A 19926-nucleotide genomic window follows, 5' to 3' on the forward strand; every position below is an offset into this window, starting at 1 on the left:
CAGACTCGGTGCGGGGACCATCGAGCGAAGGAAGTCGTCTTGGGCAGTACGCCGGATCTGGGACCGCCGCCGCGGCGAATCACCGTCGACGTGGCACAGGTGCGCCGCCTGATCGAGGAACAGTTCCCGGAGTGGGCCGCTCTCCCGATCCGGCCGGTGGCCGAATCCGGTTGGGACAACCGGACTTTCCGGCTTGGCGACGAGATGGTGGCGCGGCTGCCGAGCGCCGCCGAGTACGCCCTGGCGGTGGACAAGGAACAGCGGTGGCTTCCGGTGCTCGCTCCGCGGCTGCCGCTGCCCGTCCCGGTCCCGCTGGCGAAGGGGAATCCCGGCGCCGGCTACCCCTTCTCCTGGTCGATCAATCGGTGGCTCGAGGGCGAACCGGCGAGCGCGGAGGAGATCACCGACCCGGTGCGGTTCGCTCTCGAACTGGCGGGATTCCTGGTGGAGTTGAGGAATGTCGATGCCACGGACGGCCCTCAGCCGGGTAAGCACAACTGGTTCCGGGGCGGCACCCTGCGCACCTTCGACCCGCTCGCCGAGCGCGCGCTCACGGCGCTGGACGGCGAAATCGACATCGGTCCGGCCCGGGATCTCTGGAAGTCGGCGCTGGACGTTCCCTGGGACGGCGTCGATCGTTGGTTCCATGGCGACGTCGCACCGGGAAACCTTCTGCTCGACGGCGGGCGACTGGCGGCCGTCATCGATTTCGGTACCTGCGGGGTCGGCGATCCGGCCTGCGACCTGGCCATCGCCTGGACGGTGCTGACGGACGACGGCAGACGGGCGTTTCGCGAGCGGCTTTCGGTCGACAGCCTGGAATGGGAGCGCGGGCGTGGCTGGGCGCTGTGGAAGACCCTGGTCACCTGTGCCCGGACGCGGGGCCGCGCCGACGAGGAAGCGGTGAACGCCCGTCGCGTCTTGGCCGGGATCCTGGCCATTCGCTGATGGCCCGTCGTCGATCCGTGGTTGGATCGGCGGATGTCCGCCATCGTCGTCGCCGTGATCGCGGCCGTCGCGTCGGTCTCCGCGGCCGTGGTCGCCGGGATGTTCGCGCTGGCCGCGCGCCGTCTCGAAGCCCGGGTACAGAGCGCCGACCAGGTTCGCGAACGGATCTCCGAGCAGAAGCGCGCCATGTGCGAGCCCGTCGTCGACATGCTCGACCGGATGTTCACCAGCGACGACCTGCCCACGGAAGAAGAGTTGGCGCACAAGCGCCGCTTCGACACCTGGGTGAACGTGTACGGCTCCGACGGCATCGTCCAGGCGTACTCCCGGCTCATGCAGGCGCTGCCGGCCGGGGCGCCTGCCGACATCCAGTTCCGGCTCTACGCGGACTTCCTGATCGAGGTCCGCAAGGACATCGGCGATCCGGGTACCGCGGTCGACCGGATGCAGATCCTCGGACCGCGGTCGGCGAACCTCTCCGACCGCCGGAGCCTGACCGATCCCGACCTCACCACGGTCTGCAAACGGCTCGGCTGGGTCCCGCCCTGGCGCGTCAAGTAGGCCGACTCGATCGCGGCCCTGTTGGCCAGTAACCACCCCCGCCGAGACGAGGTCGGGCGTTTTGGGGGTGCGGCTGACAGATTCGCGAACGGTGAATCGACCGCGTATGACAAAGACCAAGAATGGTCGCGCGGTCTCTGTGATTTTGCTTGCCTGGGGTGCCTCACGGGTGTGTTAATTCCCTGTGGCATACCCGTGAATATGTGCACGCGCCTGCCGGGAAGAGCCCGCGAAAGCGGGCATTAATCGTTTGTCCGTGGTTTCGGCCGGCGTGGTCCATGTGTTGGAGAGGTACCTGTGAAACACAGAAGACGTAGTCGAAGACTGGCCACAGGGGGCATCGTCGTCGTCAGCACGGCGGCCTTGGTGGCACTGGGACTCGCGATAGGGTCGGGCACCAGTGCCGCGGCTCCGGGTGAGCTCACGCAGAATTACTCGTGTCCGTTTCCGTTGATCGGAAATCAGAATGTCTCGGTCACCATCAAGACCACGCAGCCTTCGACGATCGAGACCGGGAAACTGACTCCCGCCATCGAGATCACCGCCGTGTCCAACGCGGGCAAGACGGCGACGGAAGGTCTTCGGCTCGTCGGTGCCGAGTCCATCAAGGGCACCGCCAAGGCGACCTCGACCGTGACGATGCCCGGCACTCAGGGCACGATGACGGTGAAGGTCGACTCCGACGTGCCGAACCAGCCCATCCCGCCCGCCGGCAACGACCTCGTCGTGAACGCCACGGGCAGCGCGCCCGCGCTGAGGTTCGACCAGCCGGGCACCGCGTCGCTCGCGGTGACCGGCCTCCAGCTGGTGATGACCCCGCTGAAGGCCGACGGCACCCCCACCGGTCTCGGCACCTTCACCTCGGACTGCACGCTGGCGGCCGGGGCCGCGACCGTCCTGCAGACCTACACGGTGACCGGCTCTCCGGTCACCCCGGAAGCCGTTGTCGGCACAGGGAACCGTCCGCCGTTGCGGCAGGTCTTCAGCTGCCCGTTCCCGTTGATCGGGAACCAGGATGTCACGGTCGACATCAACGCGACGCTGCCCGACACGATCCCGGTCGGCCAGTTCACGCCCAAGATCGACATCACGGCCGTCTCCAACGCGGGCAAGACCGCGACCGAAGGGCTCCGGCTCGTGGGCGCCGAGAAGATCAAGGGATCGGCGCTGGCCACCTCGCTCGTCTCCAGCCCGCAGGGACATCTCGCGGTCGGCGTGCCGACACCCGTCCCGCTGCAGCCGATCCCGCCGACGGGCAACGACCTGATCGTCAACGCGAGCGGCGCGGCGCCGGCGTTGCGGTTCGACAAGCCGGGGACGGCGACGCTGTCGGTGCACGATCTGGCGCTCACCATGACGCCGTTGACCGCTTCCGGCGCGGAGACCGGACTCGGCACGTTCGTCGCGGACTGCACGCTCGCGAGCGGCCAGGCCAACGTGCTGCACACCTTCACCATCACCGAGGCCGCGGACACGACCCCGCCGTCGGCCCCCGGTGCGGTGACGGTCGGCGAAGTCACCCAGAACAGCGTCGCGTTGTCCTGGGGCGCCGCCACCGACGAGGTCGGCGTGACCGGCTACGACGTCTACCAGGGCGCGACTCTCGTCAAGTCCGTGACGGGAACGTCGGCCACGGTCGACGGCCTAACCCCCGACACGGAGTACGCGTTCACCGTCAAGGCGAAGGACGCCGCGGGCAACGTCTCGCCCGCCACCGCGCCTGCCACCGCCCGGACCGCGAAGGCCCCGGACACGCAGGCCCCGACGGCTCCCGCGAACGTGCATTCGACCGGAACCACCCAGACCAGCGTGACGCTGGCCTGGGACGCGTCGAGTGACAACGTCGGTGTCACGGGCTACGACGTCTTGAAGGGCACCGAGGTCGTCAAGTCGGTCACGGAACCGCAGGCCACGATCGACGGTCTGACGGCCGACACCGAGTACACCTTCACGGTGGTCGCGAAGGACGCGGCGGGCAACGCTTCGGCGGCCAGTGCCGCGGTCACGGCGCGGACGCAGGCCGCGCCCGACACGCAGGCTCCCGGCGTGCCGGGCAACCTGCACGCGACCGGTACCTCCGCCTCCAGCGTCGGCCTGGCGTGGGACGCGTCGAGTGACAACGTCGGTGTCACCGGGTACGACGTCTACAACGGCGGCACGCTGGTGAAGTCGGTGACGGAGACCAGCGCCACCGTCGACGGTCTCGCCGCCGACACCGAGTACACCTTCACCGTCGTCGCCAAGGACGCGGCGGGCAACAGGTCGGAGCCCAGCGCGGCGGTGACCGCCCGGACCGCCACGGTCCCGGACACCGAAGCGCCCAGCGTTCCGGCGGGGCTCGTCACGACCGACGTCACCCAGTCCAGCGTCGCGCTGTCCTGGACCGCGTCGAGCGACAACGTCGGTGTCACCGGGTACGACGTCTACAACGGCTCCACGCTGGTGAAGACCGTGACGGGAACTTCGGCCACTGTGGACGGTCTCGCGCCGGATACCGAGTACTCGTTCACCGTGGTCGCGAAGGACGCCGCGGGCAACGCTTCGGCGGCCAGCGCCGCGGCGACGGCGCGGACGCAGACCGCGCCCGACACCCAGGCCCCCGTCGCGCCGGGCAACCCGCGCTCGACCGGGACCACGCAGACGAGCGTGAGCCTCGAGTGGAACGCGGCGACGGACAACGTCGGTGTCACCGGCTACGACGTCTACAACGGCGGCACGCTGGTGAAGTCGGTGGCCGGGACTTCGGCCACTGTGGACGGTCTCGCGCCGGACACGGAGTATTCGTTCACCGTGGTCGCGAAGGACGCGGCCGGCAACCTGTCGACCCCGAGTGCCGCCATCACCGTCCGGACGCAGGCCGCGCCCGACGCGGTGGCTCCCAGCGTGCCGGGCAACCCGCGCTCGACCGGGACCACGCAGACCAGCGTGAGCCTCGAGTGGGACGCGGCGACGGACAATGTCGGTGTCACCGGGTACGACGTCTACAACGGCTCCACGCTGGTGAAGTCGGCGACGGGTACTTCGGCCATTGTGGACGGTCTCGCGCCGGACACGGAGTATTCGTTCACCGTGGTCGCCAAGGACGCCGCGGGGAACAAGTCGGCCGCCAGCGCGCCGGTCACGGCGAAGACCCAGCCGAACACCTCCCCGGTCGTCAAGTACAGCTACGACCTGACCGGTAAAACGCAGCTGAAGAAGCTCACGGGCCCGATCGACTTGCGCGGCGGCATCAACGCCGCGATCACGCTGGCGAACGGGACCTTCGACGCCGACCTGACGCTGAACCCGACGAGCGCGAACCTCACGCTCTGGGGATTCGTCCCGGTCAAGGCGAAGATCGAGTTCGCTGCGGCGGGCAAGACCACGGGAACCCTGGCCAACGGGGTACTCAAGTCGACCTCGGCGGTGACGGTCAAGCTGCCGCGGATCAGCGTCTTCGGCTTCCCGGTCTCGGCGAGCCCGGCCTGTCAGACGAAGACGCCGGCCCAGATCCCGCTCCAGTCGAAGGCCGGTTTCGACCCGCTGGCCGGTGGCAAGCTCACCGGTTCCTACACCCTGCCGCCGTTGCAGGGTTGCGGGTTCCTCAACGACATCGTCAGCGGTGTCGCCGCCGGCCCCGGCAACACGGTGGAGGTGAACCTGAAGCCGCGTCCGGTGGGCTGACCCCACGGAAACCCTGATCCGGCCCCGTCGCACTCGCGGCGGGGCCGGATCCATGACCGGACCACCGGCGCGAGTGGTCCGGGTTACTCCGATCGGCCCTGCCGGTTGAGGCGGCCAGCGAATAAGTTGCCGCTAACAACAAATCCTGCCGTCGAAGAAGCCTGTGGGAAGGATCGACATGAAATCTCCGAAGCGGCGTCGCGCGACAGTCGCGCTGCTGACCGCGGCGGCGCTCCTGGCGTCCACGCCGGTGAGCGCCGCACCGCTGGCGGACGCGCCCGGCGCACCGGGTACCGGGGCGGCCTGGACGACCGGGGGCAAAGAAGGTTTCGGCACCGCCACCAACGCGGCGTCGAAGGTCTGGTTCACCCTCGGCCAGGGCATCAATCACGAGATCTACTACCCGACCGTGGACGTCGCCAACGTCCAGGACCTGCAGTACGTGGTGTCCGACGGTGCCGGGTTCACGCAGTTGGAACGCGACCACACCACCAAACAGCTGGTGCTCACCGACCCGCGCTCCCTGAGCTACCGGCAGATCAACACCGCCACCAATGGGCGGTACCGGATCACCAAGACCCACACCGCCGATCCTGCCCGGTCCACGGTGCTGATCCAGACCAGGTTCGAGGTGCTCAGCGGTGGTCCGCTGCGGTTGTACGCGCTGTACAACCCGTCCCTGAACAACAGCGGCATGGGGGACACCGGCGCCACCGCTGGCGGGCAGCTGGTCGCTTCGGACGGGCCGGTCTCCAGCGCCCTGGCCGCCTCCACCGGCTTCGTCAAGGCGACCAGCGGCTACAGCGGGACCGCGAGCGACGGCTACGTCGACCTGAGCGGTGATCACGTTCTCGGCACGCAGTACGACACGGCGTCGACACCGGGGAACCTGGTGCAGCTGGGGCAGATCCCCGTGGGGGCCGACACCACCTTCACCCTCGCGATCGGGTTCGGCGGTGATCGCGGCGCCGCGTCGGCGAACGCGTCGGCCTCGCTCGCGGGTGGTTTCGGGGCGGCGGACACCGCGTACCGGTCCGGCTGGAGCGGCTATCTCTCCTCGCTGGCCGCGGTGCCCCGTTCGATCACCGGCGCCGGCTTGACCACGCAGTACAACGTGGCGCTGATGACGCTCAAGGCCCACGAAGACAAGACCTATTCGGGGGCGAACGTCGCCTCGCTCACCAACCCCTGGGGCGAGGCGAAAGACGCGAACGGCACGGGGGACTGCGGGTATCACGCGGTCTGGTCCCGTGACCTCTACCAGGTCTCGACCGCGCAGATCGCGGCGGGCGATTCGGCGGCGGCCCACCGTTCGGTCGACTACCTGTTCACCGTCCAGCAGCGGCCGGACGGTTCGTTCCCGCAGAACACCCGGCTCGACGGCACCAATTGCTGGACCAGCCTGCAGATGGACGAGGTCGCCTTCCCGATCGTGCTCGCGTGGCAGCTGGGCCGGTCCGACGCGGGGATGTGGGCGAAGGTGAAGAAGTCCGCGGACTTCCTCGTCGCGAACGGTCCTTCGACCCCGCAGGAACGCTGGGAGGAGAACGGCGGCTACTCGCCGTCCACCATCGCCGCGGAGATCGCCGGGCTGATCTGCGCCGCCGACATCGCCGAACGCAACGGCGACACGACGGCGGCCGCCCGGTACCGCGAAACCGCGGACCGGTGGCAGGCGCAGGTCAGCGCCTGGACGTTCACCACGTCCGGTCCGCTCGGTGACGGCCGGTACTTCCACCGCATCGACGGCAATGGCAATCCCGACGACGGCCAGAACGTCTTCCTGCAGAACGGCGGCGGAAACCACGACGAACGCGCCATCATCGACGCCGGCTTCCTGGACCTCGTCCGCCTCGGCGTGAAACCGGCGGCCGATCCGGACGTCGCCGCCTCTCTGTCCGAAGTGGACTCCACGCTGAAGGTAAACACCCCCAACGGCCCGATGTGGTACCGGTACAACCACGACGGCTACGGCGAAACCGCTTCCGGCGGCCCGTACACCGGTGCCGGTGTCGGACGGCTGTGGCCGCTGCTCACCGGTGAGCGCGGGGAGTACGAGCTGGCCAACGGCCGACCGGCGACGACGCATCTGGCGACCATGGCCGCCTCGGCGAATCCCGGTTACCTGATCCCCGAACAGGTCTGGGACCGGCAGAGCGCCGGTGGGTTCACCTTCGGCGAAGGCACCGGCTCGGCGACGCCGCTGGCCTGGTCGATGGCGCAGTTCGTGCGGCTGGCTCACTCGATCGACGCGGGGGCCCCGGTCGAGACGCCGTCGGTGGTCAAGCAGCGCTACAGCGCGGCGTGCTCCGCCGTTTCGGCGAAGTTCACGGTGAACGCCACGACTTCGTGGGGCCAGAACATCTTCGTCGTCGGCGACCGGCCCGAACTCGGTGCGTGGAACCCGGCGAACGCGGTCCCGATGTCGTCGGCCGACTATCCTTTGTGGACGGCGAACGTCACGCTGCCGAAGGGAGCGGCCTTCCAGTACAAGTACATCCGCAAGGAGGGCGGCGCCGTAACGTGGGAATCGGGCGCGAATCGGGCGGGCACCGCTTCGGGTGGCTGCACGATGGCGTTGAACGACACCTGGCGGCCCTGAGCCCTCGTGAGTGGACGGGCGGTTGCCCGCTCGAGGTACGTGAAGGCCCCCTTCACTGCGCCAGGCGCAGTGAAGGGGGCCTTCACGTACTCGTCGTGCTGGAGCTGGGCGCCGTGCCTGGCCGGAGGCGTTGCGAAAGCCACTTTCGCAACCTTCAATGTTGCGAAAGTGGCTTTCGCAACCCGGCCCATCAGGAACCAAGGGCCGCGCCTTTGACCTGCGGTGACGCCGGTCCGGGAGACGTGATCTCACGAATTCGCGCGGCGACAGGCCCACGATGGGACACTGTTATCCGTCCGGGACATGGCGCGGAGGGGGCGCAGTGGGATGGCGAGTGGGGCGGCTGCCACGCTGGCGGCACTTCTCACCGAGTACAAGGAGCGGAGCGGGCTGAGCTACGAACAGCTCGGGCGCAAGGTGCGTTCGAGCCGGTCGACCGTGCACCGTTACTGCACCGGAAGGAACGTTCCCACGACGTTCGCGCCGGTCGAGGCGATCGCGACGGTGTGCGGCGCGAGCCGGGAGGATCTCGCGAAGCTGTACCGGGTGTGGGAGCGCGCGGACCTGGGCGGTACCACCTTCCCCGAGCCGCCGGTCATCCGGGAAAGCGACGCGGCGGAGCCCGCTGGCGGGCGGCCGCTGACCAGGATCGCGCTCGTCGTGGTCCTCGGAGCCGTCCTGCTCGCCGGAGGCGCCATGGCGAACCCGCCGGACCGGCGGGCGCCGGTCACCGCGCCCGCCGTCCAGGCGGCGATGTGGACGAGCGCGCCACGCCCGCTCGACCCGGAATTCGTCGGGGTGACGGCGAATTCCAACACCGGGCTGATGCCGGCGTTCCGGGTCGGATCGGTCCGGTTGTGGAACACGCGCACGCGGTGGCAGAACCTGGAGCCCGTCCGCGGCAGTTACGACTGGGAAACACTCGAACGGCTGGTGAACGGCGCCCGTGGTGCCGGTTTCCCGGTGACCATGACCTTCGGTGGCACCCCGTCGTGGGCGAGCCCCACCAGCCCGAAGTCCGTCTACACCGACGATTCCCGCACCGGACCGCCCGACGACCTCGCCGACTGGGAACGTTTCGTGCGGTCCGTGGTCGAGCAGTATCGCGGCCGGATCGACGCCTATGAACTTTGGGACATGGCCAATCATCCGGACTTCTTTTCCGGTTCGATGGCCGGGCTGGTGGAGATGACGCGCAGGGCGAGCCAGGTGATCAAGTCCGCCGACCCCGCCGCCACCGTGGTCTGCCCGTCGATGGGTGAGCTCTGGGATCCCGCGGCGTTCGACGGATTCCGGCGGTTCGCGAAGCTCGACGGCTACGACCATTGCGACGCCGCCGCGATGAAACTGGCTCCCCGCAACGACTCCGACCCGCCGGAGACGATGCTGCCGCTGGCACAGGAGATCGAGAAGGTATTGCATGAAGCCGGCGTCGGCATCAGGTTGTGGAGCACCGGCTCGGCCTATGACGTGAACAGGCAACGGTCCGTCGACGCCGATCGGGGCGCGCAGCACGCGGTCCGGTTCTTCCTTTCCGGTCTCTACGCGCAATACCGCCGCATGTACTTCTACAACTGGGGCAGCGCCAAGATCCCCATCGTGCTGCAGCCCGCGGGCGGTCCGCAGACCAAGGCGGCACGACATGTGGAACGCCTGCACACCTGGCTGGCGGGCAGCCGGATCCATTCCTGCGGGCAAGGGCGCGCGGCCGGATTGCCCGATCACCTGTGGCAGTGCCGCTTCGATCAGGGTGGCAAGGCCTTCCTGATCTGGTGGGCCATCGACCGGTCCGAGCGGATCCCGGCGGTTCAGGGCGCCACGTCGGTCGAGGACCTCGACGGAACCGTCACGCCGGTGGAACCCGGTGCCGAGGTCACCGTCACCGGCAGCCCGATCCTGCTGAAACTGGGCTGAGGCGTCAGCCGCCGTTCAAAGTGGACACGACCGCCGCCACGGTCACCGTGTTGAACACGAAGGCGATGACCGCGTGCGTGGTCACGGTCCGGCGCATCTCCCGGGAGACGACGTCCACATCTGTCGTCCCGAAGGTCGTCATCACGGACACCGCGAAGTAGATGTAGTCGGACCACTCGGCGGGACCGTCGCCGGGGAACCGCAGGGCGTCGCCTTGTTCGACGACGTCGTCCGCGTGGTAGGCGATCGCGAACGACACCAGGACGCAGATCCACGCGACGACGACCAGTGCCACCGCGACGCCGACGCGCGCGCCCGCCGGCAGGCTCTCGCCGCCGAATCCCGGCATCCACACCACCGCCACCGCCAGCGCGGCCGCCGCGATGACGATCGACACCCCCGGCCCCGGCGCGGTCCCGAAGATGTACCGCTGCGCGAACGTGCCGCGGCTTTCCCGGCTCGCCCAGTCGTGGATCTGTTCGGAGGTCGCCGCGCCGAACGCGGCCACCGTCACGACGAGGTAGCCGACGAGATACGCGAGAAGGACCAGAACGCTCGCGTCCACCATCGTGAACGACAGCACGTCTTCGCCCAGCACGGCCACCGACGCGGCGACGACCAGCGCGAACGCGGCGCTCAAGCCGCTCCTGCGGCGCTCGGACAGCCAGGCCCGAGCCGTTTGGCGAGACAGCGTGATCTCCTTTCGTCGATGATCGGGTCAGTTTCGCACGCGGTACTCCGTTCCAGTGATGTGACATTTCATGGCAACCTGTCAGACTTCGGGAGCGTCGAAGGAACACTTCCGGAGTACGAGGGGGACGAATGGGGCAGGGGTTCTCGGTCGAGCCGGCCGCGGTGCGCGCGCTGGGAGACCTGGTCCTGCGGGCGAGCGCGGGCGCCGACTCCTATCGGCTTTGGTTCGAACGGCTGGTCGGGGCCGGGTTCGACACTGAACGCGGCGAAGGTTTCCTGGCCGCCGCCTGGCCGAAACTGGACGAGTGGCAGCGCGCGGCGCTGACCCAGTCGGGGTTCGCGGCCAATCTCGCCGCGGGCGGCGGACACGAACTGCGGTGCGTCGCGCACTGGTACGGCGTGGTGGACGCACGCGCGGCCGAGTTGCTGGACCGGCTCAACCCGGAGCCGGACGCCGCGCGGATCCCGGCGGACGAAGTGCGCGACCCGGCGGGGGCCGCGGCGTTCCGCGACGCCGTCCTGGTCGGATACGGCGGACCCGACCCGACGGCCATCACCGATCCGTCCTGGTGGCCGGTGAAGGCCGAGCAGGAACGCGAGAAGCTGCTCGATCTCGGCGGGTCGCTGGGCGACGTCGCCGAGGTGATCAAGATGCTCACCGGGTCCGACAAGGACTTCATCACCATGCTCGCCGACCTGCTCGTCGGCGACTGGACCGTGCTGCAGGAGCAGGCGGTGCTCTACCACGACGCCGCGATCGGGCTGGAGAACATCGCGGCCAACATCGACCAGGGCCGGTTCGGGATCCAGGGGGTGTGGGCGGGGGAGGCCGCCGACCGCGCGAAGAACTGGCTGGCCGACTACCGCGCCTGCGTGCTGCAGCTGGCTCAGTACTTCCACGGCGCGTGCCGGGCGATCCAGGCGCTGGCGAAGCTCGCGTACCACATGATGCAGGAGATCAGGCACGGTTACAGCTCGGCGATCGACATCGCGCTGCTGATCCTCACCAAGGGCAAGAAACTCGGGCTGGAGCGCGGGGTCCGGGTGGCGGAGATCATCAGCGAAGCACTGTCCGAGCTGGGACGCCGCGGCAAGCTCGTCAACATCTTCCAGGATCCCGAGCTGCGCGACATCATCCACCTGGTGCTGTCGTTCAACGAGATCGTCGGGATCATCCAGACCTGGATCAGCGCCGCGCTCGGGCTGGCACACGCTTTCGCGGGGGAGAAGACGCTCGACGAACTGCTGGAAGCCACCATCGCGATGGGCGAACCGCCGCAGTGGCCGCAGGACTACGAACACCGGGACGCCGAGTGCCCGGCCAAGAGCAGGCGGGTGAAGCTGTGACGGGACACGAGCTCTTCGGCTCCGAGCAGGGCGAGCGGGCACGGCAGACGGCCATGCGGCTGCTGGCGGCGACCGGCGGCGCCGCCGGGGACTTCGCGGGGGAGGTGCTCGCCGGGCGACGGCGGCCGCACGAACTGCTGGCCCACGGTCCGGTCCTGGACGAATTCGTCCAGGAGGCGCGCGGCTGGTGGCGGATCATCGACGCGTTGCCCGCCGAGGAACGTCAGCGGCTCGCCGGCGAAGCCTGGTCGTCCTTGGAACGGCAGGTCGGCGAACTGGCCACTTTGGACGTCGACGACGCCGTCGCGGAGCTGGAAAAGCTGTCCGCGCCGGCGCCGGAACCGCCCGCGCGGAAACCCCGCCCCCGTGACGACGAGGACGACGACTGGTCCGAGCGGTCCTATCTGGAGCCGCTCTGAGCCGGGGAGTCGTCCGCCGTCGCGTTGGCCTCGTCGATCCGGGCCATATGCTCTTCGGCCCAGTTCCGGAGCGCCGCCAGCGGGACGTCGAGCGACCGGCCCAGGTCGGTCAGCCGGTAGTGCACGCGGGGTGGCACGGTGGGCTCCACCCGGCGCGCGACGAGGCCGTCACGGACCAGGCTGTGCAAGGTCACCGACAGCATCTTCTGGGACACACCGGGAATCCGGCGCCGTAACTCGGCGAATCGGACCTCGCCCGGAGCCGCCTCCGCGAGGACCTTGACCGCCATCGACGTCCATTTCGTGCCGATGCGGTCCAGCAGACGGCGAGTGGGGCATTCGGGGTCGAACAGATCGCCGCGCCGTGTCCGCTCGGAGGTCACCTGGAGCTCACCACCTGTGGGGAAAGTGCCGACTTGGCGGCACGCCGGAAGTTACCTACGGTTTTCTGGTAACCAATGGTAACCACAGTGGAGGCGACGTGCCCGAGGTACGACGGATCGGCATCAACGGCATCGAGGTCGACGTGGCCGTCGCGGGCAGCGGACCCGCGGTCCTGCTGCTCCACGGCTTCCCGCACACCTGGCGGCTCTGGAGCGAGGTCATCGGCCCGCTGGCCGGGAACCACCGGGTCATCGCCCCGGATCTGCGCGGGCTCGGCGGCAGCACCCGCGCCGCGGACGGCTACGACGCGGGCACGCTGGTCGCCGACGCCGAAGGCATCCTCGACACCCTCGGCGAACCCACTGCGGACGTCGTCGCCATCGACGCCGGCACACCGGTCGCCCTCCTGCTCGCGTTGCGGCGGCCGGATCTGGTTCGGCGGCTCGTCGTGATGGAGTCGCTGGCAGGTGCGCTGCCTGGCGCAGAGGACTTCCTGGCGGGCGGCCCGCCGTGGTGGTTCGGCTTCCACGCCGTTCCCGGCCTCGCCGAAAAGGTCCTGATCGGGCACGAGGCGGAGTACATCGACTGGTTCATCGAGGCGGGCACGCTCGGGCGCGGCGTGCCGCCCGAGATCCGCGACGCCTTCGTCGACGCCTACACCGGGCAGGACGCCCTGCGCTGCGCCTTCTCCTACTATCGCGCCATGCCGGACTCCGCGCGCCAGATCGGCGAAGCAGTGGCGGGCGGTCGCCTCACCATGCCCACGATGACGATCGGCGCCGACCCGGTCGGCAGTGCGCTGGAACGGCAATTGCGTCCCGTCGCCGACGACCTCACCGGTCACCTCATCGAGGACTGCGGCCACATCATCCCGCTGGACCGGCCCGCGGAACTGCTCCGCCTGCTGACCCCGTTCCTCGCCGTCCCTTGAGTCCCAGGCACGATCAAGCGCATGACGCGTGAGGCAGAGGACGGTTCGCTGTACGGCACGATCTTCCGGCGACGGGACACCAGGGCCGAGTTCACCGGGGAGCCGATTCCGGAAGAGGTGCTGCGCCGTGTGCTGAGCGCGGCCCACGCCGCGCCGAGTGTGGGCCTGTCGCAGCCCTGGGATTTCGTCGTGGTGTCCGATGTGGACCTTCGAAAGCGGTTTCGCGAGCACGTGCTGGCCGAACGGGAGGTTTTCGAGGATCGGCTGGACGCCGGACGGGCCGGTGTCTTCGCGAACATCAAGATCGAGGGGATCGTCGAGTCCTCCGCCGGGATCGTGGTCGGCTACGACCCGGCACGCGGTGCGCCCGACGTGCTGGGAAGGCACGCTATCGCCGACACCGGCCTGTACTCGGTGTGTCTGGCCATTCAGAACCTTTGGCTGGCGGCGACCGCCGAAGGGCTCGGCGTCGGCTGGGTCAGCTTCTATCGTGAGGAGTTCCTGCGCGAATTGGTCGGTTTCCCCGGAAATGTCCGTCCAGTGGCGTGGTTGTGCGTCGGCCCGGTGCGGGACCTGCCCACCGTCCCCGATCTGGAGCGGCACGGCTGGCGGGAACGGCTTCCGCTCGACGCCGTGCTGCACCACGAACGGTACGAGCCGCGTGGATGAGCAAGCGCCCGATTCAGGCGATTGACTCAGGGGTGAGGCAAAGGTGGCGTGTTGCGAAAGTGGCTTTCGCGACGTCGTTTCGCCGCTCGGGTGTTCCCAATGTCGCATTTGGGACGCTGAGTGTCTCTAATGCGACATTGGGAACACCCGAACCCCAGCGTGCCGCCGCAAGCGCCGCGTGAGCCGAGTTTGTCCCGAAAGCCGGCGGGGCCACGAGCGGACCCCATGAAGTGTCCCTTGTGGACGAACAAGGCCGCTTATCCCTCACCAGGCCGGTCCCGGCCGGCCAGGGCGGCCGCGATCAGCGCGACAGCCGGATCGGCGTCCCCGGCGAGCCGCTCCAGCATGCCGCCTGCCTTGGTCCCGGGAATCTCCGCCAGGGCCTGGACCACGCGGATCCGGACCGCGGAATCCTCGGTGAGCGCGTCGGCCAAGGCGGCCACGATCCGTTCCTCCGAGCGTGGGTTCTCCACCAGCGCGCCCAGGACCTCCGCGGCTTCGACGTCGTTCGTGCCGTCGACCACCATGCGGACCAGGACGGGGATGGCCGCCGTCGTGCCCCTTCCGCCCAAGGCGAGAGCGGCGGGCCCGCGCACTCTCGCGTCGGAGTCCCCGAGCGCCTCCGTGAGCGCCTTGCCCGCTTCCTCGCCAGGGATCTCGGCGAGCGCCAGCACCGCGCGCTGCCGGACGTCGGCGTCGTCGGCGCGCAAGCCTGCCGCCACCTCGGCCACCCCGTCGCCGCCCGCCCGCGCGAGGGCCCAGCGCAGGGCACCGGCGACATTCGGATCGGCCTCGGTCAGGATCGCGCCGGCGATCCGGTCGGCGGGAACCGGCAGGTCTTCGGCCGGGTTCAGTGCGGCCTGCTGGCGGCGCGCAGCGTGAGGCGAAGTGAGCCCTCGCAGGAGTTCCACGATGCGAAGGGCGTCCTGCCAGTCCGAGGGCGCGGACGCGTCGACCGTGCGCAGCCGCGCGAGCAGTTCCTGTTCCTGGTTCAACCGGTCTTCCGCCTGGCGGATGAGATCGCCGACCAGCGCCGACGGCGTGAAGGTCGGGTCCTCCAGCGCGCGCGAGATCTGGCGCAGCGACAATCCCAGCGAGCGCAGGCTCTCCACATGGAAGATCCGGCGGATGTCCTCGTCCTGGTACTCCCGGTAGCCGCCGACGGTGCGTCCCGTCGGCCGCACCAGCCCGAGGGAGTCGTAGTGGCGCAGCATCCGGGAGCTCACCCCCGAACGCCGCGCCACCTCGCCGATCAGCACGCCGATCCTCCTGTCCGTTGCGGACCGAGCGCGATGATCCGTTTCGCTTCGTCCGCGGTCACGTCGAACCCGGCCTCCGGGTCGCGGAGGAGCCGCTCCGTGGCGAAGGCGTGTGCGCGCACCGCGTCGTCGCGGCTCTCCGAGGCCTTCCGCAGGGCAGGCTCGCAGGCGTCCCCGAGCGCGACGAGCGCCCGGCTGAGGCTCAGCCGCCGGTTCCGGTCACCACGGCCGAACTCGGTGGCCAGCTCCGCGGCGAGTTCGGCTCGCAACCCCTCCGGCACGAGGATGACGGCCGCACGCCAGGCACTTCGCGCCACCTCGTCGTCGGCGTCGTGCAGCAGGGAGCCGGTGATCGCGGGCCAGGCGGCGCGGTCCCCGATCTTCGACAGGGTGTGCAACGCCTGACTCCGTGCCTGTGCCCGCCCGGATCGAAGCTCCACCAGGAGCCGGGGCACCGTGCTCGACGGCGGGAGACGGGTCAGTGCCCAGGTGAGCATGTCGCGGACGAAGAAGTCCGGCTCGATCGCGCAACGGGCGACGAGGGCGTCGGTGAAGCGCGCGTCGGGCCGGGTGCCCGCGGCCATGGCGGCCTTGAGCCTCATTGACGAGTCCTCGGCTCCGAGCGCGTCGAGCAGCGGTGTGTCCGTGGTCGGGTTCATGGGGAACCACCTCCTGCGCTTCAGTGAAGACCTTGTCACGATGTCAAGGTCAACCCCGGAGCGCCGGGACCCGGCGTGTCGGCCTCAGCGCAGCTTGTCGACCTCGGCGATCCGCTCCCAGCGGGCACCGAGCGCGTTGAGCAACGCCGCCATGTCGACGTCGTCGTCGCCGTCGAGGAGCGCCTTGTCCAGGCGGCGGGCCCGGCGGTTCACCTGGCTCAGGACCGACTTGCCCTCGTCGGTGAGCGAAAGCAGTTTGCGGCGCGCGTCGTGCGGGGATTCGACGCGCTGGATGAGACCCCGCCGTTCGAGCCTGCGGCACAGGTCGGCCATCGTCGAGGTGTCGAGCGCGACGGCTCCCGCGAGGGAACTCTGGTCGCTGCCGGGATAGGCGCGGACCGCCGACAGGACCGCGAACTGGGGACCGGTCAGCACCGGATCCACGTGGCGGTTCCACGCGGCGAGGTACGCCTGGTACAGCCTGCGCGCGCCGTAGCCGGGAGCCGCCAGCAGGTCCGACGGCGTCGCGGGAGTGACGGCCGGCGTGTCGTCCCTGCGCCGGCCCGTGCGCGCCGATTCAACCATCGTTGCTCCTTGTCGGCTCCAACCCGCTGCCCGGGCCCCCGCGGTGATCCTACGTGTCCGGACGGTCGCTCACGGGAAGGTGGCCGAGATCTGTCCTCCGCCATCTCTTGCGTATCCGGATAGTACGTGTTCGTATGAAGGCCGGTCTTCCGTACCCGGATAGTACGTGCTCGGATCAATATGGAGGTGGTCGGCGATGGACCGGAACCTGTTCAACGACATCTGTTTGCGCCAGCTGACGTTCTCGGGGGTGCACGAGGGCGAGACCGTGGTGGTGCTGACCCGCGGCGGTGAGCGGGCGGAGTACGCCGACGCCTTCCTGTGGGCCGCCCAGCAGCTGGGCGCCTCGGCGTACCACATGCGGCTGCCGTCGCCCGTCAGCGCCGCGGGCGCGTGGGCGGTCGGTGACTCGGGGCTCGGGAACATCCCGCTGGCGGTCGAGGCGCTCAAGAGCGTGGACATGGTGGTCGACTGCACGTTCCTGTTGTTCAGCAAGGAACAGTTCGCCATCCAGGACGCGGGCACCCGGATCCTCACCGCCGTCGAACCGCCCGAGCTGCTGGCCAGGCTCATGCCGACGAAGGAACTGCGCGAGCGGGTGGAGATCGGCGCGGAACTGCTCGCCAAGGCGGGCACGATGCGGATCACCAGCCCCGCGGGTACCGACGTCACCTATCAGCTCGGCGTGTACCCGACGCTGTCCGAATACGGCTACACCGACACTCCCGGCCGCTGGGACCACTGGCCGGCGGCGTTCGTGTTCACCGGCGGCGCCGACGACGGCGTCGACGGGAAGATCGTCCTTTCGCCGGGAGATGTCCTGCTGCCGTTCAACACCTACGTACAGACCCCGGTGGAAATCACCATCGAGCAGGGATTCATCCGGGACATCCGCGGCGGGGCCGGGTCGTCCGGGCTCGACGCGGATCTGCTGCGCTCGTACATCGAGAGCTTCGACGATCCGCGCGGCTACGGCATGAGCCACGTGGGCTGGGGGCTCGACGAGCGCGCCCACTGGCACGGCCTGACCCAGTTCCCCGGCGGGATGGGGATGGAACTGCGGAGTTTCTACGGCAACGTCATGTTCTCCATCGGCCCCAACAACGAACTCGGCGGCCCGAACGACACGCCGTGCCACTTCGACATCCCGATGCGCGGCAATTCCCTTTACCTGGACGACGAACTGATCGTCGACAACGGTGAGCTGACCGTGGCCGAGATGCGTCCGGCGGCCCGCCGATGAGCGACCACCACATCGGGATGATCGTCCCGAGTTCGAACCTCACCATGGAGACCGAGCTGCCGCGGATGCTGCGCGCCAGGGAGGAGGCCGAGCCAGGGGACCGGTTCGTCTTCCACTCCGCGCGCGCCAGGATGCGGCACGTCGAACCCGAACAACTGCGGGCGATGAACGCCCAGGCCGGGCGCGCGGCGGCCGAACTCGCCGACGCCAAGCCCGACGTGGTCGCCACCGCGTGCCTGGTGGCGATCATGGCCCAGGGACCCGGTTATCACTGCACCGCCGAGGACGACATCACGCGCGTGCTGCGCGAAGAAGGTTGCGAGTCACCGGTCGTCTCCAGCGCCGGCGCGCTGTTGTCCGGGCTGAGCGCGCTCGGCGCCCGCAAGGTCGCGATCATCACGCCGTACATGAAGCCGCTGACCAAGGCGGTGGCGGAGTACATCGAGGACGCCGGGTTCGAGGTCGCCGACGCGCTTTCGCTCGAAGTGGCGGACAACCTCGCCGTCGCCCGGCTGGATCCCGCGGGGCTGCGAGAGCACCACCGCGAACTGAATCTGTCCGATGTGGACGCTTTGGTGCTCTCCGCCTGTGTCCAGATGCCTTCGCTGCCCGCGATCCAGCCGGTGGAGGACGAGATCGGGCTCCCGGTCCTCTCGGCGGCGACGGCCACGACGTTCCGGATCCTCTCGGAACTCGGCGTGGAGCCTTGGGTGCCCGGTGCCGGCAGCTTGCTCAGTGGCGCGAAAGCTATGACGAAGACGGGAGGCGGGCATGGCCGCGAGTCAGTCGTTTGAGGTCGTTGTCGTCGGTGGCGGGCTCGGTGGGCTCTGCGCCGCGTTGTCCCTGCGGCAACGGGGTCTGCGCGTCACCGTGGTCGAGGCCGCCCCGGAACTGGGCGAGATCGGCGCCGGCATCCAGACCGCGCCGAACGCGAGCCGGATCCTCATCGGGCTCGGCCTGCGTGCCCGGCTCGAGCGGGTGCGGACGGAGCCGCAGGACCAGGTGCGCCGTCGCTGGGCAGACGGGAGCATCATCGCCCAGCTGGAGCTGGGCAGGCGCGTGATCGACCAGTACGGCGCGCCCTATTGGCACTATCACCGCGCCGACCTGCACGGAGTGCTGCTGGACGCCTGCCTCGATCCGGACGTCCCCGGTCCGGTGGTGCGGGTGGCGACCGGCGCGCGGGTGGTCGACCTCGACCGGTCGGTGCCGGACCGGCCGACGGTGATCACCGCCGACGGACGCCGGTTCACCGGTGACATCGTGGTCGGAGCGGACGGCATCCGGTCTTCGGTGCGCGATCTCGCCGGCTTCGACGACACCCTCGCGTTCTCCGGCGAGATGGCCTACCGTGCCCTGATCTCCGGGGACCTGATCGCGCAGGATCCCGCCACCCGGTTCCTGGTCGACCGGTACCACTCCACGATCTGGTACGGCCCCAACAAACACCTGGTGCACTACATGATTCGCGGCGGGGAGTACCTCAACGTGGTCGCGATCGTGCCGTGCACCGAAACGGTGGCCAAGGACTGGAGCGGCCCGGCCACCGCCGCCGAACTCGCCGCGGAGTACCACGACTGGGACGATCGGGTTCCGACGATGCTGGCGAAGGCGAAGGACGAGGACGTCTCGGTGTGGGCGATGTACCGCCGCCGCCGTGACCCGGTCTGGGTCGACGGCCGGGTCGCCCTGCTCGGCGACGCGTGCCACGCGATGCTGCCGTACCAGGCGCAAGGCGCGTCCCAGGCGATGGAAGACGCCGCGGTGCTGGCCGAGGAGCTGGGGCGGGTCACTCGCGACGGGATCGACGGAGCCTTGGTCCGCTACGTGGACCGGCGTGCCAAGCACGCGGGCATGGTCCAGGACGCTTCGCTGCAGAACATGGACTTCTACCATCTGCCCGACGGTCCCGAGCAGCGCGAACGGGACGAGAAGCTGCGGCGCTTCGACGGCGAATCCGACGTGTCCTACGACTGGCTGTGGAACGGCAGCCCGCTCACCGACCCCGACACCGAGTCCATCCACTACCAGTTCGCCCGCTGAGGCGAG

17 protein-coding genes are annotated in these 19926 nt (G+C 69.4%); 12 read left to right on the top strand and 5 right to left on the bottom strand.

Annotation, left to right across the window (positions count from 1 at the left end):
• The first annotated feature begins 39 nt into the window (after positions 1–39).
• The 5 genes from CVV72_RS04560 (at position 40) to CVV72_RS04580 (ending at position 9688) form a co-directional block, all read left to right on the top strand.
• On the top strand, positions 40–948 hold the full coding sequence (locus CVV72_RS04560) for an aminoglycoside phosphotransferase family protein (RefSeq protein ID WP_255632514.1): 909 nt from the start codon (positions 40–42) through the stop codon (positions 946–948).
• A gap of 33 nt (positions 949–981) precedes the next feature.
• Positions 982–1509 carry a hypothetical protein gene (locus CVV72_RS04565; protein ID WP_219151175.1) on the top strand — a complete coding sequence of 176 codons (528 nt, stop codon included), beginning with the start codon at positions 982–984 and terminating at the stop codon, positions 1507–1509.
• Positions 1510–1959: 450 nt separating this feature from the next.
• A complete protein-coding gene (locus CVV72_RS04570) occupies positions 1960–5172 on the top strand; it encodes a fibronectin type III domain-containing protein (protein ID WP_255632515.1) in 3213 nt (1070 codons plus the stop codon).
• A gap of 178 nt (positions 5173–5350) precedes the next feature.
• Entirely contained in the window at positions 5351–7774 is a 2424-nt protein-coding gene (locus CVV72_RS04575) for a glucan 1,4-alpha-glucosidase (protein WP_219151177.1), read from the top strand.
• A 327-nt stretch (positions 7775–8101) separates the two neighbouring features.
• Positions 8102–9688, top strand: coding sequence for a helix-turn-helix domain-containing protein (locus tag CVV72_RS04580; RefSeq protein ID WP_219151178.1), 1587 nt, complete (start codon positions 8102–8104; stop codon positions 9686–9688).
• Positions 9689–9692: 4 nt separating this feature from the next.
• On the opposite strand, the gene CVV72_RS04585 is transcribed toward CVV72_RS04580, so the two are convergent.
• Positions 9693–10328 (bottom strand): DUF1345 domain-containing protein, encoded by a 636-nt coding sequence (locus CVV72_RS04585; protein ID WP_219151179.1) that lies wholly within the window; start codon positions 10326–10328, stop codon positions 9693–9695.
• Between the two features lie 182 nt (positions 10329–10510).
• On the opposite strand from CVV72_RS04585, the gene CVV72_RS04590 reads away from it, so the two are divergent.
• Positions 10511–11728 (top strand): hypothetical protein, encoded by a 1218-nt coding sequence (locus CVV72_RS04590; RefSeq protein WP_219151180.1) that lies wholly within the window; start codon positions 10511–10513, stop codon positions 11726–11728.
• Positions 11725–12147, top strand: coding sequence for a hypothetical protein (locus CVV72_RS04595; protein ID WP_255632516.1), 423 nt, complete (start codon positions 11725–11727; stop codon positions 12145–12147). The genes CVV72_RS04590 and CVV72_RS04595 overlap by 4 nt, the downstream gene beginning before the upstream one ends.
• On the opposite strand, the gene CVV72_RS04600 is transcribed toward CVV72_RS04595, so the two are convergent.
• The gene (locus tag CVV72_RS04600) at positions 12129–12530 is read right to left on the bottom strand and encodes a helix-turn-helix domain-containing protein (protein WP_255632517.1); all 402 of its coding nucleotides are present in this window, start codon (positions 12528–12530) and stop codon (positions 12129–12131) included. The two genes, CVV72_RS04595 and CVV72_RS04600, sit on opposite strands and share 19 nt — an antisense overlap.
• A 98-nt stretch (positions 12531–12628) precedes the next feature.
• Here CVV72_RS04600 and CVV72_RS04605 point away from each other — a divergent pair, with 98 nt between their 5' ends.
• On the top strand, positions 12629–13462 hold the full coding sequence (locus CVV72_RS04605) for an alpha/beta fold hydrolase (protein WP_219151181.1): 834 nt from the start codon (positions 12629–12631) through the stop codon (positions 13460–13462).
• Positions 13463–13483: 21 nt separating this feature from the next.
• Positions 13484–14131, top strand: coding sequence for a 5,6-dimethylbenzimidazole synthase (gene bluB, locus CVV72_RS04610; protein WP_219151182.1), 648 nt, complete (start codon positions 13484–13486; stop codon positions 14129–14131).
• A 257-nt stretch (positions 14132–14388) separates the two neighbouring features.
• On the opposite strand, the gene CVV72_RS04615 is transcribed toward bluB, so the two are convergent.
• From CVV72_RS04615 to CVV72_RS04625, 3 genes are all read right to left on the bottom strand, one after another.
• A complete protein-coding gene (locus CVV72_RS04615) occupies positions 14389–15390 on the bottom strand; it encodes a HEAT repeat domain-containing protein (RefSeq protein ID WP_219151183.1) in 1002 nt (333 codons plus the stop codon).
• Positions 15384–16049 (bottom strand): HEAT repeat domain-containing protein, encoded by a 666-nt coding sequence (locus CVV72_RS04620; protein WP_219151184.1) that lies wholly within the window; start codon positions 16047–16049, stop codon positions 15384–15386. The genes CVV72_RS04615 and CVV72_RS04620 overlap by 7 nt, the downstream gene beginning before the upstream one ends.
• Before the next feature lie 84 nt (positions 16050–16133).
• Complete coding sequence (locus CVV72_RS04625) at positions 16134–16634, bottom strand: MarR family winged helix-turn-helix transcriptional regulator (protein ID WP_219151185.1); 501 nt, start codon at positions 16632–16634, stop codon at positions 16134–16136.
• Positions 16635–16830: 196 nt separating this feature from the next.
• Here CVV72_RS04625 and CVV72_RS04630 point away from each other — a divergent pair, with 196 nt between their 5' ends.
• The 3 genes from CVV72_RS04630 to CVV72_RS04640 are packed head-to-tail and all read left to right on the top strand — an operon-like array spanning position 16831 to position 19920.
• Positions 16831–17877, top strand: a complete 1047-nt coding sequence (locus CVV72_RS04630; protein ID WP_016335108.1) for a hypothetical protein — start codon at positions 16831–16833, stop codon at positions 17875–17877.
• Entirely contained in the window at positions 17874–18671 is a 798-nt protein-coding gene (locus CVV72_RS04635) for an aspartate/glutamate racemase family protein (protein WP_219151186.1), read from the top strand. The genes CVV72_RS04630 and CVV72_RS04635 overlap by 4 nt, the downstream gene beginning before the upstream one ends.
• Entirely contained in the window at positions 18649–19920 is a 1272-nt protein-coding gene (locus tag CVV72_RS04640; RefSeq protein WP_219151187.1) for an FAD-dependent monooxygenase, read from the top strand. Before CVV72_RS04635 ends, CVV72_RS04640 begins: the two co-directional genes overlap by 23 nt.
• Positions 19921–19926 lie beyond the last annotated feature (6 nt).

The organism is Amycolatopsis sp. TNS106, assembly GCF_019330265.1.
GTDB lineage: Bacteria > Actinomycetota > Actinomycetes > Mycobacteriales > Pseudonocardiaceae > Amycolatopsis > Amycolatopsis lurida.